Consider the following 19,929-nt stretch of genomic DNA (forward strand, 5'->3'; position numbering starts at 1 on the left):
CTCCGCCATTGCGGCGCAAGCCGGAATCCAGAAGCTGCGCAAGTCGGCGTTTCTTGGACTCCGGCTTTCGCCGGAGTGACGACAACCGGTTCCTGCTGCCCATATGGAACCAACGGCGTTCTTTGTAGCGCCTTTCCGGCGATGGAATGCCGACGGGTCGCCATTGCCCAGGCATTAAGCCGGGCGGAAGCGCACGACGGCCGTTCCCGCGACCAGCACCAACAGCGACATCGCGGCCAGGCCCCATTCGGAGACAGTCGGAATTGGCTCGGGCTCTCCGACGGTGATCGTCCCGGTCATGCCGACGGCACAGTGCGGCGTACAGAAATAGGGAATGGTCCCGGCAGGCTCGCCGCCGGGAATTACGTACTGAACCGTGCCGGACGTGAGCGCCATGTCGAACCGGCCGTCCGACGTGCAGGGGGTGCCCGATGTCACCGTGTGAATGCCGCCGGTGTGTACCCACTGGACGGTGTCGCCCGGCAGCACATCGACGTTCGGAGGGCTGAACGAAAGGCCCGATTGCGTGACGACGTGTGTGGCCGCAGACGCCGCTCCGGCCACGGCCAGGCTCAGTATCCCTGCGAGCAAGAAATTTCGTATTCTCATCCCGTTTCCTCCTCCGTAAATCTCGACATGCGCGGTGCTTCGCCGACCCCAGCCCGTGGATGGGAAAAACTCGAGACGCCGCTGTAACTGGAGATGTCCCGGCCGCCCGGTGTGATTGCAGGCTTTTTCAGAAAATTTCCGTGCCTGGCGAAATCGAGCCGTTGACGGGCGGAACTCGAACCGGGGGAGATGAGAATCGGCGTTTCACGGCCCAATCAGCCGGTTTGGCTGAATAGGTGGAGAGAAGACGGGGGATTATAATGGGGGGCGAGGAAAGGCCTTGCGACGATGGGTGGCATGAGGGTGGCATGGCCACGCCTCGTGGCCATGAACGATGAACGATTGGTACAACATGCCCACGAAGCGTGGGCATGGCACTCGCGCGGAAACGGAGCTGGGTCAACGGAGAGGCGTGACATGGTCGCAATGAACCAGATCATCGAGCTTTCCGAGCGGATCGGGCGGAAGTACGACCCTGAGCGGATCGTGCTGTTCGGATCTCACGTTTACGGATCGCCGCGGGAGGATTCGGACGTGGATCTGTTGGTTGTGATGCGATTTGAGGGCAGTGCCTTCCGGAAATCGCTGGAGATACTCAATTGGCTGGATCCACCGTTTTACGTTGATGTGCTGGTGCGAGACCCGGCCGATACACAAAGGCGTTATCGAGATGGCGACCCGCTGATTCGCGAGGCGCTGGACCGAGGGCGGGTGCTGCATGAACGAGATTGTTCGTGAGTGGATTTCCAAGGCGCAGGGTGACTACGAAACCGCCCTGCGGGAGCCCCGCGCCGCGCCGCCCAACTACGACGCGGCGTGTTTTCACGCGCAACAGTGCATTGAGAAGTTGATGAAAGGCATGCTCCAGAGCGGCGGGATCGTCCCGCCACGAACGCACAATCTCCTGGAACTGAATGAACGACTGAAGGAGATACTGCCTGAATGGGCTTGCGAAGTGGGCGATCTTCGGTTCCTGACTCGGGCGGCGACATCGTTTCGCTACCCCGGGGAATCCGCTTCGCGGGAAGATGCGCTTGAGGCCATTGCCGCCTGTGAGCGCATGCGCGACCAACTGCTGCGGGCGCTACCGGGCGAAGAACCATGAAGCCCTTGGGCCACAAGAGTGAGCTTTCGGAAGCTGACGAAGGAAGCGTTGTCGACGCGGGCTTGCGCTGCGAGAAATGCAAATACAACCTGACGGGACTGGAGGATAACCGCTGCCCGGAGTGCGGGACGAAATTTGAAGTGGGCCCAGGAGGTGTATTGCCGACATATCGATCGCGCCCCTTGCCGATCATATTGATGACATTTGCCGCGGTGTGCCAACTCAAGATCGTCGCAGGCATGGCCATCCCGGGCGTTATGTTGGTAGTTAAAGGGATCTCTGTGTTTGACTTTGACGGGGACGGAACACCGATGGAGCTCGTCGTCGTCGGTGGCGCTTTGATCCTTCCATTGGCATTGCTTTCCGGCCTTGCATCGACGGTGGGGATGTTTGCCACTCCGAAGTCATGGCAATTCAAGCCGTTGTTGCTTGTTTCTGTCCTTGAGGTTGGGATTGGCGTGCTGGGGGTAGTGTCCCGTGGTTGAGCAGAATCGGTGAGTTGATGCCTGCTTCCTTTTCCACCTTCGAACGTCTCAAGAGTCGCGGCGTAGCGGCCTATCGCGACGGGGACTTCCGCTCCGCGCGGGCGTACCTGACCGACGCGGCCGAGTGCATGATCGAACTGGCCGAGCAGGCCAAGTCGCCGGACATGCGCCGCCAGCACGAGGAGATCGCCGCGGAGCTGATCGACCTGGCCAAGGACGCCGAGCGGCTGGCGAAGTCGCCCAAGGAGGCTCGCGGGCGGCAGCGGATCAAGGAGGAGAACGGCGGGTCGGACGCGTCGGACTGGATCATCCGCGACCGGCCGGACACGGGCTTCGACGACATCGCCGGGCTCGAGGACGTCAAGCATGAAATCCGGATGAAAATGATCTACCCGTTCCGCCATCCGGAGCTGGCACAGCAGTACGGCATCGGCGTCGGCGGGGGGATTCTGCTCTACGGCCCGCCCGGCACGGGCAAGACGATGATCGCCAAGGCCATCGCCCACGAGATCGAAGCCACGTTTTTTCTTGTCAGCCCGGCGCAGATGATGAGCAAGTGGGTGGGCGAGGCCGAACAGAATATCAGGAAGCTGTTCGACGCGGCCAAGGCGGAAAAGGCCAGCGTGATCTTCCTGGACGAGATCGAGGCGCTCGTTCCCCGGCGGAAGAGCGACAGCTCGACGGTGATGCAGCGCGTGGTGCCGCAGATCCTGCAGGAACTGGAGGGGTTTGATCGTAAGGGCGATCGGGCTCTATTATTCGTTGGTGCGACGAATCGGCCCTGGTTGCTGGACGAGGCGATGATGCGCCCGGGCCGAATGGACGCGCGGGTCTACGTCGGTCTGCCGGATGCGCCGGCGCGGTACAAGCTGCTGGAGATCTATCTGGCCAAGCGGCCGCTGTCCGAGGACGTGGATTTCGGCTTGTTGTGCGATCGGCTCGAAGGCTACAGCGGAGCGGACATCAAGGCGATTTCGCAGCAGGCGGCGCAGATTCCGTTCATGGCGGCGATCGGCGGAGGCGAGCCGCGACCGATCGCCCTGAAGGACGTGCTCGATGTGATCGAGCGAACGCCACCGTCGGTCCATCCGGCCGACCTGGTGCGGTTCGAGAAATTTGCCGAGTTGGGGAAGTAGCCGCTGTTTTCGACATGCCAAGGCGGGGTGATTCCGCATAGCGAGGTGCAACATGATCGGCACCAGGTTTGATCCGCTTCCGTTTTTCGGGGCGACCGAGCACGTGGCGCTCAGCGTCGCAGCGTCGGAGATCTTCAGCCTGCTCAAGCGATCGCTCGATCTTCCGCCGACGTGGGGAGCGCTCGTGTCGCGGACGCGGGGCGATCACGTCGTCGTCGCCGCGGGCGGTGAAGTTCCCGGCGCCGATGCGGACAGCGTGATGTTCTTCCGCACGACGCCCCTGCAACTGACGATGGAAGAAAAGGGGCTGGCGACGAAGGACGGCTTTCAGGCCGGGGCCGGCGCGGCGATTCGGTTGAGCCTGATTCCCGATCGCGGCGAACTGCTTTCATTCCAACGGGCGGCGCTGGGAAGCCATCGTGTGATGCACCTGGAACGCCTGGCGGCCTATCTGGCCCCGGCGGTGCGCGCGACGCTCGGCAGGTTCGCCGCCGGGCAGGATGCGGCGGCTCTGACGAGCGCTCAGTCGGGCAGTGACGCATCTTTGGCGCTGGCCGAAGGGCTGGCGGGACCTTGCTTCGACGCGGGCCTGCGCCTGGAAGGAAAGCCCACGGTGCGATTCACGTCCGAGTCGTACGATCAGGTCCGCCGCGTGCAGGAGGACATGGCTCGCAGGCGCAGCGAGCACGAGGCCGCGCGGCAATTGCAGGAGGCGATCAGCGACGCACGGGACAAGCATCTCGATCGGTTGCATGAATTGTTGGAGAAGCTCGATTCACTCGCGGCCGATTCACCCAACGTCGCCTTGCCGGACCTGATGCGCACGTTCTCCGAGCGGGAACGTGGCGAGTTGTACGAGGCGCTGTTCGCGGCCGAGCAGCCCGCAACACGCACACAATGGGTCGTGGTGGCCATTGGGGAGGAGTTGCTCTTCTACGACGGTTCGCGTCCCGTAACGCCGGTGCGGCGGTTTGCCATCGGCGGACAGGCCGGTCCGGTGCGTTCCGTTCAGGCAGGCAATGTCGCAGGCAAGCAGGTATTGCTGCTCGGTGCCCAGCGCGGCGTATACACGCTGCCCATCGAGCGGGCCGAACCCGACGCCACGTACCTGGTTCCCAATGCGCCCTCGCCGCGCGGAGGATTCAATTCCGTCGCCGTTTGCGGCGGATTCCTCTACGCATCGCACTCCGAGCTGGGCCTGTACGAATGGAAGCTGGGCGAGCCGGGTTCGGCACGGCGGTTGTTCGAGGCCTCGACGGCCGATGCCGATGCCGTTCGCGGCGTGAACGAACGCGATGGCGTTCTCTATGCGTCCATCGATGCTCAGATCATCGCCTGGCAGCCCGGCGCGGATGCAGAGCGCCCCGGGCAGACGTTCACGGGAAGCAGTGACATCATAACGGCACTTCTGCCGACGGGAAGCGGGCTGCTGGCGGGCAACAGCCGCGGGGACGTGCTGCGCTGGAAGGCGGGGCAATTCTCCGAGCCGGAGACCATCCACCGCGGCGGCGGCCGGCCCGTGGAGTCCGTGTGGCTCGTGCGCACGCGCGGCGTGGATCGCCTCTTCTTCACCGATACGACCCTGCACGTGACCTCCCGCGTACTGGGCGACACCTTTCTCTGCCGCTACGAAGCCGGTGGACAAACCCTGCGCCGCGTGGAGGTCGCCCCCGACGCGCTCGTGGCCACGAATGACCTTCGCGATCGGCTCATCGTCTGGCGCCCCGGGCAACCCGCCCGCCCGGAGTTGATCGTCCCTGTCGGCAGCCAGACCGGCCGGAGCGTGCAAGACGTCTGCCTCGTCGCCCTGGCCTGATCGAAGATAGCTTCATTCACGAGCTGAAGAGCCGCCCTCGCGCCTCAAATCCCCGAACGCCGGTGCCGGATCTTTTCTGCGGGTGTCGCTTTCCTTTCGCAGAAGCTCACGATCTTCAAGTGCGTGCGGTGCGCGAGAATCTGGATCAAGCCCAAAGGAGGAGATCCTGTGAGACTGGGATGTCTCAATCACGGCCAGATAGAGTAAATGTGCGAGGGTCGGTATGTCGAGCCTGTAATGTGCCCCTGCTGAATGAGCTGAGCCCATCGTCGCTTCACCTTGTGTGGCCGATCTGGGGGTTGCGAATTTCCGCTGTTGCTTTTAACCTTAGCCTTGGACCGCAATCCAATCACAACAGCACGTCCTTTTCCGCGCAAAGGAGACGATCAATGCCCGCCCGATCGCATTTCGCGACAATCCTCCTGCTGGTTGCCGTCGCAGGAATTCCGTGCATTTCCGGTTGCGCCGTCAAACACCGGACCTGCTGTATGACCTGCCCAAAGAACGCCCCATGCGATGATCTTGATCCGGCCGGATCGCGCGGGGCGACCGTCGCGCTCGTTCCGGCGCAGCCACCCAACGGAGAATACCCACCGGGGACAATCGTTCGAGGAAACGAGATCGTTCTCAGACGAAAAAACCTGCGGGGCAGAGTCACTGTATATTTTGACATCGTTGTGCGTGACTGGGGGACGAAACACGCGGACGCAGGCCGAGACGGCGGTCGCGTTGTGTCAGTCGCATTCAGCGAGACAGGTAGCTGTCTTTACTTGAGGGCCGAGACCCGCAAGGTGGATTGCGAAGAGCAAGTCTCCGCCGAGCGCTGCAAGGGAATGCGTTGCAGCGTGTTCAGGAAGGGTGGCTCGTGCGGAGATCCTATCTGGGGCAGCCTCGAATCGCTCGATTGCCTGAATATCGCGCGGCTTGGGGGCATATTCGACGCCCCACCGCCGGAGAGCGTCTGCAACTCCGCCTCGCCGGTGGCCATGGAGCTCGTCGGCGGGCAGGTAAGCTGTGCGCAGTTCGGGGGGTCGGTGTTTTCGGAATCCGGGCCGGATGCCGTTCTGGACAAGCCCTGTGAAACATCGCTGCAATTCAGCGCGGGCGACGCCGAGCCGTTGTCAGATCGGGGCCAAGCCGCCTGCCTGGCGACGTTGGCGGTGACGATACCCGTTGACCAGATCATACCAGTACCAGGGCAGAGCATCTCGTTTCGAATCAACCTGGTGGGCCCGGGCCTGCGAAGAGGCACGTTGCCGCTGCTTCAGGACGAAACGGGCCGGATGATAAACGTGGATGGCAGCGGGGCTGCCTTCGTCATGGTTGATTGAGTACGAGCGGTCCCTGTGCCCGGACCCATGCCGGGCAAAGCGATCAGTTCTGACTTGAAGAAGCAAGGCGCGCAGCCCAGCGCTTGGCCTCTTCGTCGCGCCCCAGCTTCTCATACAGACGGATCAGGCACTTGATGTTGTCAGGCGATCGGTCGCGCGATGCATCCGGCTTGGCGTCGAAGATTCGCTGGGCTTCGAGCAATTCATCTTCGGCAGCTCCAAGGTCTCCCTTCAGCATCAAGGTTTCGCCCAGATTGGATCGAGACCGCCCCACCCGAAAGTCGTCTTTTCCAAGAAGCCTGAGACGCATGGCAACGGCCTGCTGCAAATACTCCGCCGAAACGGCGTAGTCCTTCTTCAACCGGAAGACCGCCCCGAGGCTGGTTAAATCGCCCGCGATGTCGCTGTGGTCCGGTCCGAGGATTTTCCTGCGCATGGCCAGGGATTCTTCGAAGTACTTCTGCGCTTCGTCGAGTTCGCCAAGCCAGAGGTATAAGCTACCCAGGCCCGAGAGGGCGGATGCGGTGCGTTGGTGCTCCTCGGGCAGCACTTTGCGATAAACGGTGATAACGTGGAGGAGAAGGCGCTTGGCCTCTTCCAGCCGGACGGCGTCTCCTTCCTCGGACAGAGAAACAAGCGCGTTCGCAAGGTAATGCTCGACAATTGCGGCTCCATAGTGCTCTTGGCCGTATTGTTCCCTCGCGCGTTCGAGCGCCGAGCGGAACCATCGCTCGGCTTCGTTCGCAGAACCTTCGCGGCGATAAGCCTCTGCCAGGTTCAACTGGAGCTCCACGAGTGCATCGTCTGCATTCACGCTGTTTGTGGACAAGTCGCGCATGGCCGTCTCGACGACTTCCCTGGCCTCTTCCAGCCGCCGGCTTCGCATCAGCACGTCTGCAAGCGCCGCCCTCCAGGCGATGGTCGCGCGAACGGCGCGGGGGCTTTGATCAAGGTGTGCGTCCAGCGCGGCGCGGAGCAAGCGCTCGGCCATAGCCTCATCCCCCAGATTGATCAGCGTTACGGCAAGGGTGTAGCGCGTCTCGGCAAGCTCCAGCGCGTCGGCGCCTTCCGCCTTTTCCATGGTGTTCAGCGCCGCTTCGCCGAGTTTTCTGGCCTGTTCGAGAAACCCGAGGTTGCGGTAAATCGCGCCGATCGTTCGCAGTAATCGGGCGCGAATGAGAGGCTGCCCGGCGAGTTTCTCCTCGACGCGGGCGGCGCCGCGATCGAGGATTTCGCGGGCCGTGATCGTTTCCCCCATCGCTTTCTTCGGGCTCGAAACCTCGAATACATCGACAAGGAAATCCGTAACCTGCTTGGCGGCGTCCGCCTCGCGCTGGGCGCGGTCACGCTGCTCCAATGCGATCGCGCGCTGTAATGAGGCATCCTCTGCGGCGGCTTCGGCCTTCGCGCGGGCTCGGTTGGCGCGGTCGGCCATTACGATTGTGCTTGCCAGCCCGATCGCCAACGCCAATCCGACCGCCACGCCGGCCAGGACAGGGCCCCAGTTCTTGCGAACGAACTTGCGCAGGCGGTAGGAATAACTTGGCGGGCCGGCCAGTACCGGCTCGAAATTCAGAAAGCGCTGAATCTCCATGGCCACCGCACTGGCGGTGTCGTACCGCCGCGTGCGGTCCTTTTCGAGACACTTCATCACGATCCAGTCGAGGTCGCCGCGGAGTTGCCGGCTGAGTATGCGGACTTCGGTGCCCCGATTCTGGGCCACGGTGGTCGACGCATCGCCGAGACTGCTCAGGCGCGTGCTCGGTTTGGGCGGTTCCACCTCGCGGATGATCCGCTGGATTTCGGCGAAGCCGGCCGCCCGAAGCGAGTCATCGTCGAACGGACGAACGCCGACGAGAAGTTCGTATAGCAGGACGCCGAGCGAATAGATGTCCGTTCGCGTGTCGATGTCCAGTGCCGTCATTTCCGCCTGCTCGGGGCTCATGTAGCCCGGCGTGCCGATCAGTTGGCCCTGCTCCGTAAACAGCGTCAGCTCGGTCAGGCGGCGTTGCGTCGCCTTGGCCACGCCAAAGTCGATGACCTTGGGGACAGGCCGGTCCTCCGCGATCGCGACGATCACATTCGAAGGCTTGATGTCCCGGTGGATAATTCCCTTCTGGTGGGCATGTTGAATGGCATGGCAGACATCCGCGAAGAGCCGCAGTCGATCCTCGGTTCCGAGGCGATGCTTGTCGCAGTATTCCGTGATCGGAATGCCGGGTACGTACTCCATGGCGAAATAAGGCCGGCCTTCGTCACTCACCCCGGCATCGAGTACGCGGGCGACGTTTGGATGGTCCATCAGGGCAAGGGCTTCCCGCTCCGTCTCAAAGCGGGCGACAACCTGCTTGCTGTCCATCCCCAGCTTGATGATCTTCAAGGCTACGCGGCGGTGGATGGGCTTGTCCTGCTCCGCCAGGTAGACGACGCCCATGCCGCCCTCTCCGATGACTTGGAGGATCCGGTACGGGCCGATCTGTTCCGGCGGATTCGTTCGTTCACGTAGGAACTGTTCCTGCAGCTGACGAGGATCGGAACCGGGATCGAGCGGTTCTGTCGGCCGTGTTGGCGGGTCGCCGGACATGATGGGCCTCCCGATGGGAAACCGTCTTCTGACGGCTGCCGGGCGATATGGATTTGGACCGAGCCCACCAAAGTGTGGCGCAGGCTCAGCCTTGCGTCAATGTCGGCAGTGGCCGGAGCCCCACGGGATCTGCGGACCATTGTTACAAAAATGAGCAATCCGCGGCGGCGGATTCTCGGGTCGCCGTACGTATGGGTTTGAAGATCTCCGGCCGGGCGCAATAGGATGAGATAGAAGATCGCATGCGCCGTTCACCCGTCATACCGCGTTCGACGTTTGCAGTCCGCCCGAGACCGAGGGCGAATTTGAGAAGACACGTCCCCGAAGGAATGTTCAATGTGGAGTCGTCATCATGCATGCTGCTCTATTGTTTTCTGGAAGCGGTCCGTTGGTGATTCTCACCAGCCACGAAAGTCTTGAAGATCCGGTCTTGCTGAAACGACTGGACAGCAAGGGGATCAGAAGGTTCATCGCCTTTCCGATATCCGAGGCGATCGCCCGCGAGATGTATGGAACGCACTTCGACATCGTCTGCCGCGATCTGCGCGAAACGGACGACTTGCGCGTTCTGGACTTCGACGGGCACCGCGCCATGGAACTGGTGCCCCTGCGCGAACTCGGCGAGCCCATCATTCACGATGGGAGCGAAGGCGCCAATGCGACCAAAAGCGCGAGAACGGTAACCGCGTAGTCTCCGTGCGATCGAACCGCACGGAGCAGGTGTTCCGCGCCGATCAGTCCGGGGTGCCGGCCCTCATCCGGTACCAGCCGGCCCAGAGCCTTCGACTCGCCATCGCCAGGGCGATGCCCACGGCGACGTAGAGCAGGCCCACCACGTACCGCGGCAGCAGCCCGCCCCGAAGCGCCCTCCCCAGGCCGGCCATCACTGCGACGAATGCCCACGATCTGAGCGAGAAGAATCCGCCCACGCAGCGACCATCGCCACGCTCGCGGATGCGCGCCACGGCTCGGTCGGCCGTCCTCTCCAGAACCAGGCGCGATTTGATCACGCCAAGCAGCGCGGCCGCCGCGATGAATACCCAAGCGTACGACATCCCGCTCCCGATCGCCCAGCGCATGCCCACCAGGGTCAACACCGTGCCGACCAGCGTCCACATGGACGCCGCGAGCAACGCGTGGGTCCCGGCGGATGCCGCGGGCTTGTGGGCGCTCAGCCAGTTGCCGATGTCCATAATTGGCTTTCTGACCCCCACCTGCGCCGGCGCGGATTCAATCGAGGCTGCTCACGGGACCATAGCTTCCCATGACGAATTCGGGCTCGCGATCATCATAGAGCACGACCTTGTACAGGTCGCGGTAGCGAATGGGCGGATCCCCCGGACCGCCGAGCCGGTTCCACAGCTCTTGGAGATTCCCGCTCTGCGTAGGCGTCTCCGGGCCGGTGTTGCCAATCCACAGCGCAACCCCGCCTGCGTGGTCGCGCAGAATGTCCTCGATGAGACGATTGGCCAAGGCCCGCGTGTCCGCCACCTCCAGCGCCGAATATTCCTTCACGGACGGATTGACCTGCTCCACGAGCGGCTCGGCCGTCTGGCGGTTGCGGATCAGCGCCGGGTAATACACCGCCGTAATCCCCTCGTCTCCCAGTTCGTCCGCGAGGATCTGCGCTCTTGCCAGTCCTTCCTCGTTCAATGGGGGATCCAGGCCCGGATCGCGCTCCGCGTGACGCACAATGAAGAGTGTGGTCGTCGTGCCGGGCGGAGAGTACACCGTCGTCGTGTTCAGCGCCGTGCAGCTTCCCACGAACAGGCTGACGACTGCCGCGCCGACCACCTTCAGACGAGAACGCATTTCCCAACGAACTCCCTTGACCATTTCCGGGCAAGTCCTTTCCCTTCGGACACCAAAGTGCCGACGCTCCCGATTTCTTATCGTTCCCGCGACTGTCGATACCGCCCGACCGACGCCGCGACTTCCCCGATCGCCGATTTCGCATCAGTCCATCCACTGGTCTCGATGGCCGCGCCCTCCAGTTGCTTGTACGTCGCAAAGAAATGTTCCATCTCCCGCAGGAAATGGCGCGGCACATGGGCGACATCCTCATACTCGCCGAAGAGCGGATCATGGTGCGGAACGCCGAGCACCTTGTAATCCGGCTGACCGCGATCCTTCATGTGAAACAGTCCGACGATCCGCGCCTCGATCAGGCAGCCCGTAAACGTCGGCTCATTCACCAGGACGAGAATGTCCAGTGCGTCGCCGTCCTCGGCGAGGGTCTGCGGGATAAATCCGTAGTCGCCGGGATAGTGGCTGGAGGAATACAGGTAGCGATCGAGCATGAACAACCCCGTGCGCTTGTCGACCTCGAACTTGCTCCGCCGCCCCTTGGGAATCTCCACGATCATGTTGACCACGTTGGGCGCGCCCGTCGTCGCGGGGACATGAGCGAATTGGTCCATCCTCACGGCTGCGAACCTCCTTCGGCCTGGTAACGTCAAGGCCCGGATCGAGTATAGCCCCTACCCGCGCCAGGGAACAATGCACATGCATCCACGTGGGCGGACGCCGGCCAATTCAATCGCTGCGCCAGAAACGCGGCTGGAACAGTACGAGGAGCGTAAAGACCTCCAGGCGCCCCAGCGCCATGAGCACGCTCATGATGACCTTGCCGGAGTCGGAGAACCAGGCGTAATTCTGCGTGGCGCCGACACGCGCCAGCCCGGGGCCGATGTTGTTGAGGGTCGCGGCCGTCGCCGTCGCCGCCGTGGTGATGTCGATGCCGTTGCGGGCGTCGGTCAGCATCAGGGCGATCGTTCCCATCGCGAAAAGCAGCATCACGCTCATCACGTAGACCAGCGTGCTGAGGCGCAGGTCGGCATCAATCGCCGCCGATCCCACTTTCAAAGGTCTCACCACCCGCGGGCGGAATACGCGCTCGACCTCCGCAACCAGCAGCTTGGCCACGATGATAATGCGGATGACTTTGATCCCGCCTCCCGTGGAACCCGCCGACGCGCCGACAAACATGAGGATGAGCAGCGTCGCCTTCGCCACAAACCCCCAACGATCGAAATCGGCCGTGCAGAAACCTGTGGTAGTCTGAATGGAGACGACCTGGAAGAGCGCGTCACGCAGCAGCAGCAGTTGGTTGCGCGACTCTTCGTCTGCCGCCATTGGCGGTGGTCGAAGCCAGAGGTCGCCCGTTACGACAATCGTCGCCACAACGATGATGCCCAGATAGACCAGGAATTCGCGGTCCTGAATGGCCCGCCGCCATTTCCCCACCAGCACCTGGTGATAAAGGGCGAAGTTCACGCCCGCCAGCACCATGAAAACGGCAATCACAAGATGAACCGCCGATGACGGAAACGCGGCGATGCTCGAGTCGTAGGTGCTGAACCCGCCGGTCGCCAGCGTGGCCATCGTGTGACAGACCGCGTCGAACGCATTCATGCCGCAAAGAAGGAGTGCTAGAATCTCCGCGGCCGTGATACCCAGGTAAATCACCCACAGGATCCTGGCCGTATCCTGAATGCGCGGACGCACGCCGTCCGGGGACGGCCCGGGAACCTCCGCGCGATAGATGCGCCGTGCTCCTACGCCCAGCGCCGGAAGAACGGCCACGAACAGCACGACGATCCCTAATCCGCCCAGCCAGTGCGTCGTTGCCCGCCACAACAGGAGACTACGCGGGAGCGTCGACAGGTTCGTGATGACCGTGGCCCCGGTTGTCGTGAACCCCGACATCGTTTCGAAGTAGCAGTCCACGAAATTCGCGAAAGGATGCAGCTTGCCCGGGACCACCGTCTGAAGCTGACCCCAGATGTAAAACGGCATCGCCCCCAGCCCGGCGCCGACGATCCAGCTCAAGGACACCAGGAGCAAGGCCTCCCGGTGACCAAAGGCCGTGCGTTGCCCGGCCCCGTACCAGCGGAGCCCGCCGCCCGCCGCGGCGCCCACCGTGGCCGCGCCGACCAGCCCGAAAAACTGGGGCTCGACCCCGAGCCCCTGCCAGAGATCGTCCAGCAGCGAAAAGACGCCGATCGACGCCATGATGGCGCTCAGCAGGAGCAGCAGATGCCCCAGTTCGCGGGAGATGAGTCGAAGATTGAGGTCCATTCAGTCCAGGAACAACTTGGTCAGTTGCTTTTCGATGCCCACGGGACCGATGATCAGCACGATGTCGCCTTCACCGATCTGGTCATCCGCGCCGGGTACCATCACCTGATCGTCCCGTTGGATGGCGGCGATCATGGCCTGCGACGGGAGTTGCAGGTTCCGCAGTTCATTCCCCAGGAATTTGCTGCTCTTCGAAGGGTGAACCTCGTAAACCCCCGCCACACCCTCCGCGAACGTTGCCAGCGCCCGAACTTCGCCCACGTCCAGCAGCGATCGAATGGCGCTCACCGCCACGGAACGCGGGCTGAACGCATGATCGATCCCCACGTGCGAAAAGAGGTGCATGTACTTCGATCGTTGCACCACCGCCACCGCCTTGGGAACACCCAGCGCCTTCGCCTGGGCGCAAGCCAGGATGTTGCGCTCGTCATCCACGGTCACCGCGACGAACGCATCCGTGTGTTCGAGGTGCTCCTCCACGAACACCGCCTCATCGGTGGGATCGGCCTCCAGAACCGTGACGTGCTCGAGCTTGTCCGCCAGTTCTTCGGCGCGAGCGTGGCCTTCCACGAACAAACGAACGGAGAACGACCGCCCGCGAAGCGCCCGGCACAACCACACCGCCGTGGCCGTCTCGCCCATGATGGATATGCCCTGGTGGCGCTCCTTGCCCTTGCGGAAAAGTCGCCGTGCCTGGTCGAAGCTCTGCAACTGGCCGATCAGCGTGACCTGATCGCCCTCCCGAATCTCCGTTGCGGCGCGGGCGATGCTTGCCCCGTCCGCGTTTTCCACCGTGGCCAGCCGGGCGCTCGGCGGAAGGCGAATATCGGCCAGGCGCTGTCCCACGGCCGGCGCTCCCTTGTCCACGGCCAGCGTCTGCATGATCAACTGGCCCCGCCCGAATTCCTCCAGCGCGATCAGGCCGGGGTTGCGCAGCGTCCGCGCCAGCGCCAGCGCCGTCAGGTGCTCCGGGCAGATCATCTCATCGATGCCCATCCGCTGTGAGTACACCGTGTTGCGCAGCGAGAAATTGGCCGTATGGTGGACGCGCACGACGGTCTTCTTGGCCCCGGCACTCTTGGCCAGGCCGGCGGCAAGCATGTTGATTTCGTCAATCTGCGTGGCGGCCACGAACAGGTCGCAGCGCTCGACCCCGACCTCCTCCAGAATGTCCAGATGGGCGCAGTGACCGCGCAGCGTGCGCACATCCAGCGAGTCGTCGAGCTGTTCGAGACGTAACTCGTCCAGATCGATGACCGAGACGTTGTGGCCGAGCGCGGACAGCACCTCCGCCGCGTGCCCGCCGACCTCGCCGGCTCCGGCGATGATCACGTTCATACGCTGACTTTCGCGTCTCGTGCAGTAGCCGACGCGGCCCGCCGCGCCTTGCCCATAGCTTCGGGCCTCAAAGGCGAGGCCGACTGGCCCCGCCCCAGACCGAAACCGCGCCGTTGCGTGTGATACTTTACTTCGGGCTTCCCGTCGGGTCGAGATCGTGCGCCAGCACGGCGTTGATCCAGGTGAGCATCGCCTCCGCGTCCGAATCGCCGAGCGCCGACACCACGTTCTGCCGGATTTCCGCCCGTCCGTCCTCCGCCGGCTTGTTTAGCGCATCCCGGAGGACCGCACGGTAAAGGTCAGGGTGGGCGATGCGCAGGGAATACACCGAGGCCCAGCTCTGCGCGTAACGATCGGCGGCAAAAGCCGGCGGTTCCTCCAACGGCCCCTTACGATTGATGAATGTCTCCGATGGGATAAGCCGCGATCGATCCAGTGCATCACGCAACTGTTCAATCGTCGCCGCCTGTGCCGTCGCATCCAATCCCAATATGCCGCGGAGGTCGGAGAGTCGATAAGGGCTCACCGCGATTTGCTCCGCCCGGTATGCCGCCAACGACCCTTCGAACTGACACGCCAGCCCCTCCGCCAGCCACGGAGGAAGCGAGGACGCCCGCCCGGCCGCCGTGACGTTGGCGAGAATCAGGTGCACGACCTCGTGCTGGAGCGTGAGGACAAGAGCGGGATCAAGCTCCCCCGGGGGCCGGTTGCCCACCTCCGCCAGATAGACGGCGTTGGCGCCGGCGTTGTAGAAGCCGCTCACGCGCGCCGTTGGGGGATTCCCTTGGGCGACGATTCCCGCCCGTTCGGCCCGCGCCGCCAGCACCTCGGGATTCTCGTACATGACGATGTTCATTCGCTGCGCCGGCTCCGCGACCTGCACCCCATTGCGGCGCAGGTGTGCCACGACAATGGCATAAAGCGGCTCGAGACGCTCGGCGACGGCCTCGCCGGAGCGGCGATCAGCATCGGAAAAAAGCAAGAAATGCTCAGTCGGAATGATGCTGGTCAGACCCACCGGCGGAACGCAGGCTGGAGCGTCGTCGCTAGCGTACACTCGGGCACGCTCCGTCCCCGCCGCGATGACCGCGACGAACAACGCCGATCGAATGACAATCCAACCGTCCTTCCACGCCTGGGAAAGCGAAAGCTCGAATAGGCATCTGCACATGAACCAAGTCCTTGACCAGGCGGCCGATCGAAGTTCTCTCGCCCCACGGAGCCCCAACGGCTCAGCCCCGACGAACCTCATTCAATAGAGCTTGTGGGGCGCCGATATCCGCGACCGCCACGTCACCCAAGTAGGGCCATGCCGAAGACTGGGCAAACCCCGACTTCTTCGCCACAAAGGTTATCGTCAGATCGGCTCGAATGGTCGCATTGGCCGGCGTTCCCGTTTCACAATCAAGCCCGGACGGCACGTCCACCGCGACCATTCCCCGCTTGCGCGCCTGGTTCAGCGCCGCGATGAACTCCGCGATCGGCGATCGAACCTCTCCGCGAAACCCGGTACCGAGAAGCGCATCGAACACGACATCGCCATCCCCAATCCCCCCCGCCAGCGCCCGCAGCGCTTCGGCATCCTCGCCGGACACGATGGAGATCCCCATCGCTTCGGCAATGGCGTGGTTCGTGCGCGCGTCGCTGGTCAGCTTCTCTTCTCGGCCCGCCAGGATGATACGAACCGACCAGCCGCCGTTGTGCAGATGTCGGGCAATTACGAATCCATCGCCGCCGTTGTTGCCCGTGCCACAGGCAATCACGGCCGAGCCGGAATCGCCGTATCGCCCCCTCGCGATCTCCGCCGCATTCCGCCCGGCGTTCTCCATCAGCAGAATGCTCGGCATCCGGTACCGCTCGACCGCCAGACGATCGACCTCACGGACCTGCTCTCGACTCAACACGAGTTCAGATGCGGACATGTGCGAGCCCCGTCGAAATCTCACGAAGTGATTGGTTTGGAATCGCGCCGGGCAAGGCTCAATGATTCGACATGGCGCCGGCCAATCGCGCGTCATCCGTCTCGCGGGCCTCTCGCTCCGCCACGCCGGCACGCGCCGCCAAGGCGCTACGCTGGATCATGGCGGTCGCCTCCCGCGCTGGCCGCAGAAGTCGCGCCGGCCGGGCGAACAGAAACAGCATCGCCACCGCGCACACCGCCACCCCCACGCGAAGCGGAATGCCGCCCGCCGGCGTGATGCGCTCCGATGCGCTCTGCGACGGCGCCGGGCCGAGATACGCCGCCCCGGCAATACGCAGATAATACGCCGCCCCGATCGCCGAATTGAGCACGCCGATGATCGCCAACGCGTACATCGCCCCCTGATGCGCGTGCGCGGACGTCACCGTGAACGCCCCCGCGAACACGTAGACCTTTCCCAGAAAACCGGCCGTGGGCGGAAGCCCCATCAGGCTGAACACGCAAATGGCCATGGCCAGCGCCGCTTCCGGCGCCCGCCGGGAAAGCCCCGAAAGATCGTCGTACGTCTCCATCGCACGCCCGCCGCGCTCGTACGCCGCCAGAATCGCAAACGCCCCCAGGTTCATGACCCCATACACGGCCACGTAGAACAGCAGCGCCGATACGCCGTCACGCATCGGCCCGTCTCCCGCAACCGGTCCCACCAGCAAGGCCACCAGCATGTACCCCGTGTGCGCAATGCTCGAATATCCCAGCACGCGCTTCACGTTGCTCTGGAGCAGCGCCAGCACATTACCGGCCGTCATCGTGACCACCGCCAGCACCCACAGCGCCCAGAACACATGCTGCGGCAGGCTCCATCCGCAAACGGTCATCAGCTTGATCAGCGCAACGGACCCCGCCAGCTTGGGCACGAACCCCAGCAGCCCCGTCACCGGCGAAGCCGCGCCCTCGTAAACGTCCGGCGCGTACACATGGAACGGCACCGCCGCCACCTTGAACGCCAGCCCGCCGATCGCCAGCAGCAACCCCGCGATTCCCAGCGCGCCCAGCGACCCCGGCAGTGTCGAGGAAATGACACCCCCGTGGACATGCCCCATCAGCGTCGTCCCCGAAACGCCGTAGAGGAAGCTGAACCCGTACGCGAGAATGGCCGCCGAAAGCGCCCCGAGGAAGAAATACTTGAGCGATGCTTCCGATGCCCGCTGATCCAGCCGGCTCAGGGCGATCAACGCGTACGTCGGCACGCTCACCAGTTCGATGGCGAAGAAGAGCACGAGGTAATCGTTGGCCGAGGCCGTGAGCAGCACACCCAGCAGCGAGAACAGCATCATGCCCATGTACTCGCCGCGCTCTTCGGGAACGGGCTGGGCCCAGTTCACCAGCACCAGCAGGAACCCGACCCCCAGCGTGATCCAGCGGACGTAATGCGTCAGCGGCGAAAGCCACAGCCCCAGCATCGCGTGACCCGACGGCTCGCCGATCCGGTACGTCGCGAACAGCGCCCCCAGCACGACCACGGCCGCGAGGAACGGCACCGCCGGTGTCCGCTGCCCCGCCCGGCCCGCGCCGACGAGCAGTATCACGCACGTGCCGACCAGCAGAATCCACTCCGGCAGCAGCGGAAGGATGTAATGATCAACGACCATCGGCATCCTCCTTCGCCGCCAGCGCTACGCCGAGCTTGCTCGGACCCTCGCTCAGCGCGCCGGCCTTGATTGGCACGAACATCCCTTCCGAGCCGCCCAATTCCCCCCGCACGAATTCTTCTTTCGAGCCCCAGGCCTCAGCCTGCGCGGACGTGCCCATGTCGAGCATCCGGAACGCCGTGGAACCGCCAATTCCACATTCCGCATTCATCATTTCGCATTCTTCGCCCGCGGCGTCCGCCGTCGGGAATCCCGACGGCGACTTTTCCCGCAGAATGTGCTGCTCCGTGGCGACCGCAAACGTATCCAGCAGCGGCTTGGGATAAACCCCGATGAACACGCACGCCAGCGCGATCGGCACCAGGATGGAAATCTCCCGCGGCGTCAGGTCCGTGGTCAGCCCGCGCGACGTATCCGGCGTGTGCGGCGGCTCGGTCAGCGGGCCGAAGAGCACCCGCTGGCACATCCACAACATGTACACAGCACCGAGGATGATCCCCAGCGCCGCGGGAATCACATAAGCATATCCCAGCGGACCGGCCGGGTAGCCGTCCACGCCCGTGGCGGAAACCGCCGTCCCCAGCAACACCAGGAACTCGCCCCAGAAGCCGTTCAACCCCGGCAGGCCGATGCTGCTCAGCGTGAAAAACACCAGGAAGAACGCCATCCACGGCATCCGCCGGGCGAGCCCGCCGATCGCATGAATGTCCCGCGTGTGATAACGCTCGTAGAGGCAACCCACTACGAGGAACAATGCCCCCGTGGATAGCCCGTGGTTGATCATGTACAGCACGGCCCCGTTGACGCCCGCAATCTTCAGGCTGAAGAGCCCCAGCATGCAGAAACCCAGGTGCGAGACCGACGAATAGGCCACCAGCTTCTTGACGTCACGCTGCACCCACGCCGCCAGCGCCGCATAGAGAATGCCGATGATCGCCAGCACCGCGACATAAGGCCCCAACTGCTGCGAGGCGTAGGGCAGGATGGGAATGCTGATGCGACAGAAGCCGTACGTCCCCAGCTTGAGCAGCACGCCGGCCAGGATCACGCTGCCCGCCGTGGGCGCCTCGGTGTGCGCCAATGGAAGCCATGTGTGCACCGGGAAAAGCGGAACCTTGATGGCAAAACCCGCCGCGAACGCCAGGAACAACCAGAACTGGGCCTTCGACGCGATCCACCCCGCCTGCCCCAGCTTGGCGAGCTTCTCCATGTTCAGCGTGACGTAGGGCTGTTCACTCCACGATGTAATCTGGTAGCTGCAATAGGCGAGGTAAATGATGCCGGCCAGCATGAGCATGCTGCCCGACAGCGTGTAAATGAAGAACTTGTTGGCCGCCCGCCGCCGCTCCGGACCGCCCCAGATCCCGATCAGGAAATAAAGCGGTATCAGCGTGAACTCGAAGAACACATAGAATAACAGCAGGTCCTGCGCGCAGAACACGCCCAGCAGTCCAACCTGAAGCAATAACAGAAGCGTGTAATACTCCCGCTCGCGCTCCCGGATGGACGTGAAGCTCGACCAGATCGCCAGCGGCATCAGGAACGCCGAAAGCGTGAGCAGCCAGATGCTGATCCCGTCCACGCCGACGTGGTATTCGATCTCCACGCGCACGTCGCCCGTTTCGTCCACGGGATCAAGCCAGGTGTAACGTTCTTGAAGAAGGAACCTCGGATCGCCCCCGGCCGAGGACGGGGCGTTCTCATAAAAGCGGACCACCGCCAGAATCGCCAGGAGCAAAGTGACCAGCGAATAGAACAGCGCGCTCCAGCGCACCGACCGACCCTGCCCGTACGGTGGCATCCACAGCAGGAGCACGCCCAGCAGCGGCGAGAAGATAATCAGCGTCAGCAGACCCAGATTCGGTATCATGACTT

Annotated in this window: 18 protein-coding genes; 7 read left to right on the plus strand and 11 right to left on the minus strand. The window is 63.5% G+C overall.

All coding sequences use genetic code 11. The features are described 5' to 3' along the window. Positions 1–174: 174 nt before the first annotated feature. On the minus strand, positions 175–609 hold the full coding sequence (locus J5J06_11635) for an IPTL-CTERM sorting domain-containing protein (GenBank protein MCO6437731.1): 435 nt from the start codon (positions 607–609) through the stop codon (positions 175–177). A 417-nt stretch (positions 610–1,026) separates the two neighbouring features. On the opposite strand from J5J06_11635, the gene J5J06_11640 reads away from it, so the two are divergent. The 6 genes from J5J06_11640 (at position 1,027) to J5J06_11665 (ending at position 6,482) form a co-directional block, all read left to right on the plus strand. After that, positions 1,027–1,347, plus strand: a complete 321-nt coding sequence (locus J5J06_11640; protein MCO6437732.1) for a nucleotidyltransferase domain-containing protein — start codon at positions 1,027–1,029, stop codon at positions 1,345–1,347. Further along, the gene (locus J5J06_11645) at positions 1,328–1,714 is read left to right on the plus strand and encodes a HEPN domain-containing protein (GenBank protein MCO6437733.1); all 387 of its coding nucleotides are present in this window, start codon (positions 1,328–1,330) and stop codon (positions 1,712–1,714) included. Before J5J06_11640 ends, J5J06_11645 begins: the two co-directional genes overlap by 20 nt. Next, positions 1,711–2,199 carry a hypothetical protein gene (locus tag J5J06_11650; protein ID MCO6437734.1) on the plus strand — a complete coding sequence of 163 codons (489 nt, stop codon included), beginning with the start codon at positions 1,711–1,713 and terminating at the stop codon, positions 2,197–2,199. Before J5J06_11645 ends, J5J06_11650 begins: the two co-directional genes overlap by 4 nt. A 17-nt stretch (positions 2,200–2,216) precedes the next feature. Beyond that, positions 2,217–3,335 (plus strand): ATP-binding protein, encoded by a 1,119-nt coding sequence (locus tag J5J06_11655; protein MCO6437735.1) that lies wholly within the window; start codon positions 2,217–2,219, stop codon positions 3,333–3,335. A 52-nt stretch (positions 3,336–3,387) separates the two neighbouring features. Then, the gene (locus tag J5J06_11660; protein MCO6437736.1) at positions 3,388–5,151 is read left to right on the plus strand and encodes a hypothetical protein; all 1,764 of its coding nucleotides are present in this window, start codon (positions 3,388–3,390) and stop codon (positions 5,149–5,151) included. 389 nt (positions 5,152–5,540) lie between these two features. After that, the gene (locus tag J5J06_11665; GenBank protein MCO6437737.1) at positions 5,541–6,482 is read left to right on the plus strand and encodes a hypothetical protein; all 942 of its coding nucleotides are present in this window, start codon (positions 5,541–5,543) and stop codon (positions 6,480–6,482) included. Positions 6,483–6,525: 43 nt separating this feature from the next. Here J5J06_11665 and J5J06_11670 read toward each other — a convergent pair whose 3' ends face one another. After that, entirely contained in the window at positions 6,526–9,066 is a 2,541-nt protein-coding gene (locus tag J5J06_11670) for a serine/threonine protein kinase (GenBank protein ID MCO6437738.1), read from the minus strand. A 352-nt stretch (positions 9,067–9,418) separates the two neighbouring features. Here J5J06_11670 and J5J06_11675 point away from each other — a divergent pair, with 352 nt between their 5' ends. Continuing rightward, complete coding sequence (locus J5J06_11675; GenBank protein MCO6437739.1) at positions 9,419–9,757, plus strand: hypothetical protein; 339 nt, start codon at positions 9,419–9,421, stop codon at positions 9,755–9,757. A 43-nt stretch (positions 9,758–9,800) separates the two neighbouring features. Here J5J06_11675 and J5J06_11680 read toward each other — a convergent pair whose 3' ends face one another. The 9 genes from J5J06_11680 to J5J06_11720 all read right to left on the minus strand — a co-directional run bounded on the left by J5J06_11680 (position 9,801) and on the right by J5J06_11720 (position 19,924). After that, positions 9,801–10,280 (minus strand): hypothetical protein, encoded by a 480-nt coding sequence (locus J5J06_11680; GenBank protein MCO6437740.1) that lies wholly within the window; start codon positions 10,278–10,280, stop codon positions 9,801–9,803. A 16-nt stretch (positions 10,281–10,296) separates the two neighbouring features. Continuing rightward, the gene (locus J5J06_11685) at positions 10,297–10,878 is read right to left on the minus strand and encodes a histidine phosphatase family protein (protein MCO6437741.1); all 582 of its coding nucleotides are present in this window, start codon (positions 10,876–10,878) and stop codon (positions 10,297–10,299) included. 77 nt (positions 10,879–10,955) lie between these two features. Then, positions 10,956–11,486, minus strand: coding sequence for an inorganic diphosphatase (locus J5J06_11690; GenBank protein MCO6437742.1), 531 nt, complete (start codon positions 11,484–11,486; stop codon positions 10,956–10,958). 115 nt (positions 11,487–11,601) lie between these two features. After that, entirely contained in the window at positions 11,602–13,146 is a 1,545-nt protein-coding gene (locus tag J5J06_11695; GenBank protein ID MCO6437743.1) for a TrkH family potassium uptake protein, read from the minus strand. Continuing rightward, positions 13,147–14,484 carry a Trk system potassium transporter TrkA gene (gene trkA, locus J5J06_11700; GenBank protein ID MCO6437744.1) on the minus strand — a complete coding sequence of 446 codons (1,338 nt, stop codon included), beginning with the start codon at positions 14,482–14,484 and terminating at the stop codon, positions 13,147–13,149. It lies immediately after the preceding gene. 127 nt (positions 14,485–14,611) lie between these two features. Further along, positions 14,612–15,655, minus strand: a complete 1,044-nt coding sequence (locus J5J06_11705) for a DUF1570 domain-containing protein (GenBank protein ID MCO6437745.1) — start codon at positions 15,653–15,655, stop codon at positions 14,612–14,614. Between the two features lie 61 nt (positions 15,656–15,716). Next, positions 15,717–16,406 carry an NAD(P)H-hydrate epimerase gene (locus J5J06_11710; GenBank protein MCO6437746.1) on the minus strand — a complete coding sequence of 230 codons (690 nt, stop codon included), beginning with the start codon at positions 16,404–16,406 and terminating at the stop codon, positions 15,717–15,719. 58 nt (positions 16,407–16,464) lie between these two features. Then, a complete protein-coding gene (locus J5J06_11715; protein MCO6437747.1) occupies positions 16,465–18,054 on the minus strand; it encodes an NADH-quinone oxidoreductase subunit N in 1,590 nt (529 codons plus the stop codon). Further along, positions 18,044–19,924, minus strand: a complete 1,881-nt coding sequence (locus J5J06_11720) for an NADH-quinone oxidoreductase subunit M (protein MCO6437748.1) — start codon at positions 19,922–19,924, stop codon at positions 18,044–18,046. Before J5J06_11720 ends, J5J06_11715 begins: the two co-directional genes overlap by 11 nt. Positions 19,925–19,929 lie beyond the last annotated feature (5 nt).

The sequence above is a fragment of the Phycisphaerae bacterium genome (assembly GCA_024102815.1).
Lineage (GTDB): Bacteria > Planctomycetota > Phycisphaerae > UBA1845 > UBA1845 > JAGFJJ01.

What these genes read in the sequence shown, in the direction of transcription:
- J5J06_11635 (MCO6437731.1), bottom strand. Translation starts at nt 609, where the DNA reads ATGAGAATACGAAATTTCTTGCTCGCAGGGATACTGAGCCTGGCCGTG.
- J5J06_11640 (MCO6437732.1), top strand. Translation starts at nt 1,027, where the DNA reads ATGGTCGCAATGAACCAGATCATCGAGCTTTCCGAGCGGATCGGGCGG.
- J5J06_11645 (MCO6437733.1), top strand. Translation starts at nt 1,328, where the DNA reads ATGAACGAGATTGTTCGTGAGTGGATTTCCAAGGCGCAGGGTGACTAC.
- J5J06_11650 (MCO6437734.1), top strand. Translation starts at nt 1,711, where the DNA reads ATGAAGCCCTTGGGCCACAAGAGTGAGCTTTCGGAAGCTGACGAAGGA.
- J5J06_11655 (MCO6437735.1), top strand. Translation starts at nt 2,217, where the DNA reads ATGCCTGCTTCCTTTTCCACCTTCGAACGTCTCAAGAGTCGCGGCGTA.
- J5J06_11660 (MCO6437736.1), top strand. Translation starts at nt 3,388, where the DNA reads ATGATCGGCACCAGGTTTGATCCGCTTCCGTTTTTCGGGGCGACCGAG.
- J5J06_11665 (MCO6437737.1), top strand. Translation starts at nt 5,541, where the DNA reads ATGCCCGCCCGATCGCATTTCGCGACAATCCTCCTGCTGGTTGCCGTC.
- J5J06_11670 (MCO6437738.1), bottom strand. Translation starts at nt 9,066, where the DNA reads ATGTCCGGCGACCCGCCAACACGGCCGACAGAACCGCTCGATCCCGGT.
- J5J06_11675 (MCO6437739.1), top strand. Translation starts at nt 9,419, where the DNA reads ATGCATGCTGCTCTATTGTTTTCTGGAAGCGGTCCGTTGGTGATTCTC.
- J5J06_11685 (MCO6437741.1), bottom strand. Translation starts at nt 10,878, where the DNA reads ATGCGTTCTCGTCTGAAGGTGGTCGGCGCGGCAGTCGTCAGCCTGTTC.
- J5J06_11690 (MCO6437742.1), bottom strand. Translation starts at nt 11,486, where the DNA reads ATGGACCAATTCGCTCATGTCCCCGCGACGACGGGCGCGCCCAACGTG.
- J5J06_11695 (MCO6437743.1), bottom strand. Translation starts at nt 13,146, where the DNA reads ATGGACCTCAATCTTCGACTCATCTCCCGCGAACTGGGGCATCTGCTG.
- trkA (MCO6437744.1), bottom strand. Translation starts at nt 14,484, where the DNA reads ATGAACGTGATCATCGCCGGAGCCGGCGAGGTCGGCGGGCACGCGGCG.
- J5J06_11705 (MCO6437745.1), bottom strand. Translation starts at nt 15,655, where the DNA reads ATGTGCAGATGCCTATTCGAGCTTTCGCTTTCCCAGGCGTGGAAGGAC.
- J5J06_11710 (MCO6437746.1), bottom strand. Translation starts at nt 16,406, where the DNA reads ATGTCCGCATCTGAACTCGTGTTGAGTCGAGAGCAGGTCCGTGAGGTC.
- J5J06_11715 (MCO6437747.1), bottom strand. Translation starts at nt 18,054, where the DNA reads ATGGTCGTTGATCATTACATCCTTCCGCTGCTGCCGGAGTGGATTCTG.
- J5J06_11720 (MCO6437748.1), bottom strand. Translation starts at nt 19,924, where the DNA reads ATGATACCGAATCTGGGTCTGCTGACGCTGATTATCTTCTCGCCGCTG.